The organism is Microcystis sp. LE19-84.1B (genome assembly GCF_027531875.1).
In the GTDB taxonomy this organism is placed as follows: Bacteria; Cyanobacteriota; Cyanobacteriia; order Cyanobacteriales; family Microcystaceae; genus Microcystis; species Microcystis panniformis.
This window is the reverse complement of sequence record NZ_JAPZSR010000302.1, coordinates 1-6543: the sequence shown is the minus strand read 5'-3', so window position 1 is coordinate 6543 and position 6543 is coordinate 1. Positions and strand designations below refer to the sequence as shown.

General features: G+C 38.7%; 9 protein-coding genes and 2 pseudogenes. 5 read left to right on the top strand and 6 right to left on the bottom strand.

Annotation, left to right across the window (positions count from 1 at the left end; all coding sequences use genetic code 11):
- Positions 1–315 precede the first annotated feature (315 nt).
- The 3 genes and pseudogenes from O9324_RS17230 to O9324_RS17220 all read right to left on the bottom strand — a co-directional run bounded on the left by O9324_RS17230 (position 316) and on the right by O9324_RS17220 (position 1804).
- A complete protein-coding gene (locus O9324_RS17230) occupies positions 316–945 on the bottom strand; it encodes a hypothetical protein (RefSeq protein ID WP_288140823.1) in 630 nt (209 codons plus the stop codon).
- A gap of 361 nt (positions 946–1306) precedes the next feature.
- A pseudogene (locus tag O9324_RS27270) lies at positions 1307–1580 on the bottom strand (ParE family toxin-like protein).
- Entirely contained in the window at positions 1577–1804 is a 228-nt protein-coding gene (locus tag O9324_RS17220) for a hypothetical protein (RefSeq protein ID WP_287628267.1), read from the bottom strand. Before O9324_RS17220 ends, O9324_RS27270 begins: the two are co-directional and overlap by 4 nt.
- A gap of 350 nt (positions 1805–2154) precedes the next feature.
- Here O9324_RS17220 and O9324_RS17215 point away from each other — a divergent pair.
- Positions 2155–2457: pseudogene (locus tag O9324_RS17215) on the top strand (arginase family protein); the annotation flags it as partial.
- 85 nt (positions 2458–2542) lie between these two features.
- On the opposite strand, the gene O9324_RS17210 reads toward O9324_RS17215, so the two are convergent.
- The gene (locus O9324_RS17210) at positions 2543–2806 is read right to left on the bottom strand and encodes a DUF433 domain-containing protein (protein ID WP_002770842.1); all 264 of its coding nucleotides are present in this window, start codon (positions 2804–2806) and stop codon (positions 2543–2545) included.
- A gap of 356 nt (positions 2807–3162) precedes the next feature.
- On the opposite strand from O9324_RS17210, the gene O9324_RS17205 reads away from it, so the two are divergent.
- Positions 3163–3408 (top strand): type II toxin-antitoxin system Phd/YefM family antitoxin, encoded by a 246-nt coding sequence (locus O9324_RS17205; RefSeq protein WP_008201147.1) that lies wholly within the window; start codon positions 3163–3165, stop codon positions 3406–3408.
- Positions 3405–3803 (top strand): type II toxin-antitoxin system VapC family toxin, encoded by a 399-nt coding sequence (locus O9324_RS17200; RefSeq protein ID WP_061430710.1) that lies wholly within the window; start codon positions 3405–3407, stop codon positions 3801–3803. Before O9324_RS17205 ends, O9324_RS17200 begins: the two co-directional genes overlap by 4 nt.
- 321 nt (positions 3804–4124) lie before the next feature.
- Here O9324_RS17200 and O9324_RS17195 read toward each other — a convergent pair whose 3' ends face one another.
- Positions 4125–4388 (bottom strand): DUF2442 domain-containing protein, encoded by a 264-nt coding sequence (locus O9324_RS17195; protein ID WP_106908190.1) that lies wholly within the window; start codon positions 4386–4388, stop codon positions 4125–4127.
- Positions 4389–4556: 168 nt separating this feature from the next.
- Positions 4557–5486 carry a hypothetical protein gene (locus O9324_RS17190; protein ID WP_288140822.1) on the bottom strand — a complete coding sequence of 310 codons (930 nt, stop codon included), beginning with the start codon at positions 5484–5486 and terminating at the stop codon, positions 4557–4559.
- Positions 5487–5699: 213 nt separating this feature from the next.
- Here O9324_RS17190 and O9324_RS17185 point away from each other — a divergent pair, with 213 nt between their 5' ends.
- On the top strand, positions 5700–6197 hold the full coding sequence (locus tag O9324_RS17185) for a helix-turn-helix domain-containing protein (RefSeq protein ID WP_288140821.1): 498 nt from the start codon (positions 5700–5702) through the stop codon (positions 6195–6197).
- 136 nt (positions 6198–6333) lie between these two features.
- The coding region (locus tag O9324_RS17180; protein WP_288140820.1) for a nucleotidyltransferase family protein at positions 6334–6543 on the top strand (210 nt) is incomplete at its 3' end.

Genomic DNA, 6543 nt, shown 5'->3' with positions numbered 1-6543 from the left:
TAATACAGTGAGTTCTTTTCTTCTTCCGTGAATTCTAGGTTAATCATGTTTTTAATGAGTGCTTTGCTTCTAATTATGACTCTTAAACTATATTATTGTCCTTGAGTAAAAAATGCAAGTTGTAGCCGTGCAAAGTATAGCAAATCCCCCTCAACTGGTCTAAAATTAAGGCGGAATGAGTTATAAAAAAAGGCAATTTAACCGACGTTAGTGGGTTCTTTTTCGATCGATCGGTGGAGCGGTAGAAGTTACATTAGGGAACGTACCCTACAAGATCGGCGATCGCACTATCGCAGTACAAAATTTTGGTTCAACCTATCGCCGAAAGAGCCATGAAGCTAAATCAATAACCAGGTTTAACAACCAAGGAACAAATAGTGCAAGCAGCCACCCTATCAAATTAATCGTTGCAAGCGAGACTAAGATTTTCCAACCAAGAATTAACCACCTAAAAATGAAGAATGAATCAGAAAATTCCCAAATTGCTAAGATAACCCAAGCAATCAAAGCAAGAGACAACGCCGGGAAAATAATCCTAAGTAAAATCCAATCCAAATTAGGGAAAGTCGTCAATGTCAAGGCTAGTTTATCAAGATGTGTGTAGTAAAAATAGCCGATGGGATAAGCCACAAGCCAAAGGTTCGCCAAGAAATTAGCTGACTGTGGATCTCCAGGAACTGTCTTGCCTGTTGGCAAAAAAACTATACCATCAGATCCGTACCCTGTAGTCATCTCATCATGATCTATACTAACAAATATCCCAATCAGGAATGCGGGTATAAGCCATATGATCGAGAAGGCTGCAATTTGGCTGAGTTCAGGAAGCGGAGAGCTAAAACGGACTCCAGTCGCAATTATGCTATCGCAACTGGTCAGGAAAATCGCAACTGGTAGTGCAGATAACCAGGGTGACAATCTTTGCTGAGCCTTCTTCTTTCGTCGCATGAAATTGTGTCGCATGAAATGGTAAGAATAGCTCAAATAAGTTTCTTTAAATGCCTCAGAAGCATTTCAAATTAGCCAGCTAACTACATATTATAGGTCAACTTTCTGTATAACACTCTCCAGAGTAACGATATGGGTCAACTTTCGGTATATCACCCGATTTAGGCACAATCGCCAGAACTTTTCCCTATATCACGCCCAAAAGCGTGTTAGCCAGATTAGCTTACTGCAAACAATCTCCTTTAAGGAAACTTATCACAGAAGCTTTCCAAAGTTATAGCAAAGATTCTTAGATATGACTGCACTTTGTCACAAAATTTCACTATTATTTCGGGTGCGGTTATTTGTTATGTTTCTTGGTTCACAACTTCTTTAACAATTTGTCATACTCTGCGTGAGAGCCTATCCAAAACCAAACAATTACATTCTTACTCTTGATTCTTCCCCAGCGCTCTCCAACCTATACCGACTCTGATTGACTAGATCTGGTCTTCTTGATTGACCTCCTTAAATTCTAAGCTTGGATGACTTGGGTTATCTTTCCATAACTTGTAATTTTTTCTGGCTGTTCTTTTCACTCTTTCTGGTAGCTGTTGAAATAAGCCGACGAAATCTGGATTTAGTTCCGACTTCATAACTCATCAAATCCCATTTCTTTAGTCTGTCCGTTTTCTGAATCCGCAATAGCTTTCTGAGCAAGTTCTTTGAGAATTAAGCTGTCTTGGGGTTTAGATAATGTTTCTTGCCATTTGATTTCATTTTCTATGTCTTCAATAAACTGCTCTGCCAGTTCGTCTTGAATTGCTTCTGGCAGTTCTTGAGCTTTTTGTACAGCTTTACTTAGAAGTGTTGATAACATTTCTTTTCTTCTCTTCTCTTGAAAATATAACTACATATTATAGGTCAACTTTCTGTACAAAACTCTCCAGAGTAACGATATGGGTCAACTATCACCAGAACTTTTCCCTATATCACGCCCAAAAGCTTGTTAGCCAGACTAGCATCTTGCCAAAAACCTTGTTTAACTAAATTTCTGACAATTAGGCTCATTCTAGCGATGATTCCTCTGTCTGACCGCACCTCTTGATAAAAATTGATAATTATTCGACCTTTAGCGATCGCTATCGGGGGATAATTGTTTTTTGTTACAGCAGGATGAAGCAGCCTAACTGATGGCTATATTTCCAGATTATCGCCCGCAGCAAACCAATAATTGCCGATGATAAATTTGTCGTCGTCGTCGGGGGTGAACAGGCTATCACCACAAGAGCAGTACAAGCTTATCGACAGGCTTGATCGGAACCTTTTACGGTGGTTCAAATTGATGCCCATGGCGATATGCGTTTTGAGTACGAAGGCTCCCACCATAACCACGCCTGTGTGATGCGTCGGTTGTTAGAAATGGGTTTACCGACCTTACCCGTGGGAATTCGGGCTATTTGTCGAGAAGAAGCGGAATTAATCGCTAAACAGCAGATTCCCGTGATTTGCGATCGAGATATCGCCGGGGATGCGGAGTTATGCTGCTTTCGCCAACACAACTGTGCATACCTCGTAATCGGCAAGCTCACGCTTTAACGGGCGTGGGGCGCATTCATCAAGCAGGATTCGCATAGGCTGTCAACATTTCCTTTGCTAATTCAAGGGCTGAGATCGCCTGTTCCCGACTGACACTAGGAAAATGGTCTAGAAATACCTCTAATGAATCACCAGCCTCAAGATAATCAAGTACGGTTCTCATCGGCACACGAGTTCCTACAAAAACAGGGGTTCCCCCTAGAATGTCGGGATCACTGTGAACAACACGGGATATTAATGCCATAACAAATATATCCAACTGGCTACTAGCTTTTATAGTCATTGTATCCTAAAGTCATTTATCGGCTCTATACAAGGTGAGGCTCAGGCATGGGACACTTCACTTGACTACTCTGCCTACATCTTGCCGCTAGACCCAAACTAACTTTTGGATACGATGCACAGTTGGCATTCATACCTTGATTCGGCAACGCCTAGACTTACAGCTTCAATGAATGTGCATGGTGCGTTCCCCAAAAATCGATCGCTGGAGCGGTAGAAGTTGCATTAGGGAACGCACCCTACAAGAGCGGCGATCTGCTACGCAGTGCCTTCGGCATCGCAATTCAAACTAACTTGCCCTTGCAGAATCAGCGCAACTAAACTAAACTTAGTTTGTGGACTTAGTTTTTTAAGAGCATGGAAACTGTAAACATTCATCAGGCTAAAACAAACCTTTCTCGGCTATTGTCCCGTGTGGAACTCGGAGAGGAAATCGTTATTTCAAACCGAGGTATTCCAATTGCTAAACTTGTTCCATTTCGGACATCTTTAGATCGACGGTCTAGTTTAGGACAAGATCGAGGGATGTTTACCGTACCAGATGATTTTAATGCCCCTTTACCAGAAGATATTTTGGTAGCATTTGAGGGTGGTGCGGAGTGAGACTTTTACTGGATACACAATGCTGGCTGTGGTGGTTTGCCCAACCAGACAAGTTAAGTGAGAATGTAATTGAACAAATTGCCAACGAAAGCAATGAAGTGTGGTTTTCTGTTGCCAGTGTTTGGGAGATGGGAATTAAAGTCTCAATCGGTAAATTACCACTGCCAGAGCAAATAGATAATTATGTCTCTACTCGAATGACCCAACTAGGAGCTAGATCGTTAGAGATCAATGCTTCTCATGCTTTGCGGGCGGCTGCATTGCCTTTACATCATCGTGATCCTTTTGACCGAATGCTGATTGCACAAGCTCAGGTAGAAGATATGACACTTGTGAGTGCGGATTCAACATTTAATCAATATGAAGTATCTTTGCTTTGGGCAGCTAGTTCTTAGTCATAAACACAGAATTTCAGCGGCCTTCTAGATATTCGTGAACCAAATTCTGTGTAGTTGCAATTATTAACTCGCACATTTTTCCAACTAATTGACTGTCATTTCTGGAAGACTCCAAAGTGACTTGACACTGACCTGCACAAGAGCCTTCAATTTCACAGCCTTTGCAGAAATCGTTCTTACAGCTTCAATCAATAGGCATGGTGCGTTCCCCAAAAATCGATCGCTGGAGCGGTAGAAGTTGCCTTAGGGAACGCACCCTACAAGATCAGCGTGCTGCTACGCAGTGCCTTCGGCATCGCACTTAATTAAGGATAAAAACTAGGCTTTAGCTTTTAAAGGAAATCTCTCAGGATTTTTAATAATTTCTTTGCTTAAATCTACATCTAAATCTGGCCAATAAAAATGATTAGGAAAAGGCTCTTGTATATTTAAAATTTGTCTAATAGGTATATCTTGAAACCAAGGAAAATCTTGATAGGAAAGAAACATTTCTTCATCGTTTGCCAGAATCCATATTCCATGAGAAGAAATATGAGTTACTTCAGCTTGAGAAGTGTTTTGTCCAAGCATTTCTAAGTTCATTTTGTCGTTCCTCAATAATAGTTTCTATCGCTTGAAGATGATTGATGCTTACCTTTTGTTTATTATAGCAAATATTCAGTTAAAAATACAAGAGGGAGAAGTAAGAGCATAAAAATCCCCCTCAACTGGTCTAAAATTAAGGGGGAATGAGTTATAAAAAAAGGCAATTTAACCGACGTTATTGGGTTCTTTTTCGGTTGAATGAGAGCGTTTTACTTTGCGTTTTATGGTTGCACCTGCACCAAGTATTCCCAGGGAAAGAAGACTTAGGGTTGAGGTGGGTTCGGGAGTCTTAATTTCTATTGTTTGGCTATATCCTCCTCCAGTATCGTCACTCTGGGTTTCTACAAAAGCACTAACAATATTAGAGGGAAAATTGTAAGTAATTTCATAAGTATTTAAGTCTAAAATCAAGTAAGATTGAAATGAGACGGGAAGCGATGCTAACAGATTGCTATAAGTTAAAGTTAGCAAAGAATCAATTGTATTGTCTGGAAGCTCACCAAAGGTAAAATTTGAGGTAGCAACATAATCATTTAGTCCATCATTAAAACCAAAAGACGCAAAAAACTGAGATTCATTACTGTCTAAATTTACCCCCGATAACGATATAGATTCAAATCTAAGCCCCGTATCAATAATAACTTTTTTTGGGGCATCTTTGTTTTTTGTTCCTTTTCCTGTCTCAAATATGTCTTTCTGACCAGAATCATCACCAGCTAGCTTAACTATACTAACAATCTGTGGGTCTAAAATAATATCTCCAGGTGGAATTTCAATTACAGTTTGATCTTTACAAAGTTGATGTATCTCAAGAGCATCAAGAGCACTTTTTAACTTGATAGCTTTACCTATAGCTGTATCATTAGAGTTTACTTGAATTGAGACATCTCCGAATGTAGGAGGAATGTCGGCTCTTGGATGACAAAATATTCGATATTTTACCGTAGTTGTACTACCATCTTTAGGAAATACTGGATCTCCAGTCTTGACGACAATAGCATCAACTGATTGGGGAATCAATACAATTGTTGCCGTTGCAGAAACCAGAAATTTTTTCCAATGATTAAATCGTTTAACAAAGTTGAGAACGTTCATTTTTTCTTCACCACTAGCGACTTAATGAAAACACTCGCAGATAATAAGTGAGCTTCATATTAACTGTCAAGGCTTTTAAAGTTATATAAAGCTATATAAAGCAGTATTAAGACAAATAACTTAAATCTAAAAATAATATTAAATTGACCGTACACCTTATAATGTCATATAATGTCAGGTAAAAGCTTATTAATCTTGATTCTGTGTTTAAAAATGAACAATTTTGATATTCACTCTTTAATTACAACTGTTGATAATCTCATCTTCTCCTATACAGGAGAGAATTTAGATGATGTTCAGTCTGAAATCTTAGAAGGGGTAATTAACCATCAAAAATACACAGAAATCGCTAAAAGTCATCATCGTTCCGAGAAATATGTTAAGGATGTAGCTGGTAAATTATGGAAAACCTTATCGGAAATTTTAGGAGAAGAAGTTAATAAAGCTAATCTTAGGTCTAGTCTGCGAAGATATTATTATAATGTCGCTAACAATAATGTCGTTAACGGTGTCCAAATTAATAAAGGTCATATCTGTAATCAACTACCAGAAAATCAATTACAAAAATCTAATCTTGCTGAAGAATCTAAACTCGAAATCGCTACAGAATTGATGAAAGAAGGCTTAACCGTCGAACAAATTGCTAGAGTGTTAAAACTTCCCCTAGAATTAGTTAAAGAGCAACTTGAAAAACCTAAGCAACCTAATTAATGGTGGTATTTGGCACTGGCAGAGCATTTCTAAGTTCAATAATAATTTCTATTTTAATAAACTTCATCATGAGAGCCAATATCAACGAGACAACCATTAAGGTTACAATGAAGGAATCAGATTTCAGGAAATAGCCATGAAACGAGATGAGGTACTAACAATTCTCGCAAAACACCGAGAACAATTAGAAAAACTAGGGGTAAAATCTCTGTCTCTATTTGGTTCAGTAGCAAGGGATGAAGCACGTTTTGACAGTGATGTAGATTTATTGGTAGAATTTAGTAAAGCGGTAGGGTTATTTGAGTTTATCGAGGTACGACTTTACTTAGAAGATATATTAGGATGT

Bases quoted from the DNA above. Each gene is read 5' to 3' on its own strand.
- O9324_RS17230 (WP_288140823.1), bottom strand. From the start codon at position 945: ATGCGACGAAAGAAGAAGGCTCAGCAAAGATTGTCACCCTGGTTATCT.
- O9324_RS17220 (WP_287628267.1), bottom strand. From the start codon at position 1,804: ATGTTATCAACACTTCTAAGTAAAGCTGTACAAAAAGCTCAAGAACTG.
- O9324_RS17210 (WP_002770842.1), bottom strand. From the start codon at position 2,806: ATGACTATAAAAGCTAGTAGCCAGTTGGATATATTTGTTATGGCATTA.
- O9324_RS17205 (WP_008201147.1), top strand. From the start codon at position 3,163: ATGGAAACTGTAAACATTCATCAGGCTAAAACAAACCTTTCTCGGCTA.
- O9324_RS17195 (WP_106908190.1), bottom strand. From the start codon at position 4,388: ATGAACTTAGAAATGCTTGGACAAAACACTTCTCAAGCTGAAGTAACT.
- O9324_RS17190 (WP_288140822.1), bottom strand. From the start codon at position 5,486: ATGAACGTTCTCAACTTTGTTAAACGATTTAATCATTGGAAAAAATTT.
- O9324_RS17185 (WP_288140821.1), top strand. From the start codon at position 5,700: ATGAACAATTTTGATATTCACTCTTTAATTACAACTGTTGATAATCTC.